Genomic DNA, 797 nt, shown 5'->3' with positions numbered 1-797 from the left:
GCCCTGCAGCGGCTCAAGGAAGCCGCTGAACAGGCCAAGAAGGAGCTGTCCTCCTCCTCCACCACTTCCATCTCCATGCAGTAACTGGCCATGACGCCCGATGGCACCCCTGTTCACCTGGATGAGACGTTGACCAGGGCTCACTTCGAGGAGATGACCTCGGACCTGCTGGGCCGCTGCCGCACGCCTGTCAACAACGTGCTTCACGATGCCGGCATCTCGGTGCAGGACATCGATCACGTGGTGCTGGTCGGCGGTTCCACGCGTATGCCTGCAGTCAAGGATCTGGTCAAGGAGCTTACCGGCGGTAAGGAGGCCAACCAGACCGTCAACCCCGATGAGGTCGTGGCGGTCGGCGCCGCCGTGCAGTCCGGTGTCATCAAGGGCGACCGCAAGGATGTCCTGCTGATTGATGTGACCCCCCTGTCCCTGGGCATTGAGACCAAGGGCGGGATCATGACCAAGCTGATCGACCGCAACACCGCTATCCCGACCAAGCGTTCCGAGGTCTTCTCGACCGCTGAGGACAACCAACCTTCAGTGCTGATTCAGGTCTACCAAGGTGAGCGCGAGTTCGCCCGTGACAACAAGCCGCTGGGCACCTTCGAGCTGACCGGCATCGCTCCGGCCCCCCGTGGCGTTCCGCAGATTGAAGTGACCTTCGACATCGATGCGAACGGCATTGTGCACGTGTCCGCCAAGGACAAGGGCACCGGCAAGGAGCAGTCGATGACCATCACTGGTGGATCGGCCTTGCCCAAGGACGAGATCGACAAGATGGTCAAGGAGGCGCAGGC

At 61.9% G+C, this 797-nt stretch carries 1 pseudogene; it reads left to right on the top strand.

Annotated features, from left to right (window positions below):
- Positions 1 to 797: pseudogene (locus CRD60_RS08195) on the top strand (Hsp70 family protein); the annotation flags it as partial.

Source organism: Bifidobacterium aemilianum (genome assembly GCF_003315635.1).
GTDB classification, from domain to species: domain Bacteria; phylum Actinomycetota; class Actinomycetes; order Actinomycetales; family Bifidobacteriaceae; genus Bifidobacterium; species Bifidobacterium aemilianum.
The sequence above is the reverse complement of the archived record's forward strand: the minus strand, read 5'-3'. Positions and strand labels throughout refer to the sequence as shown.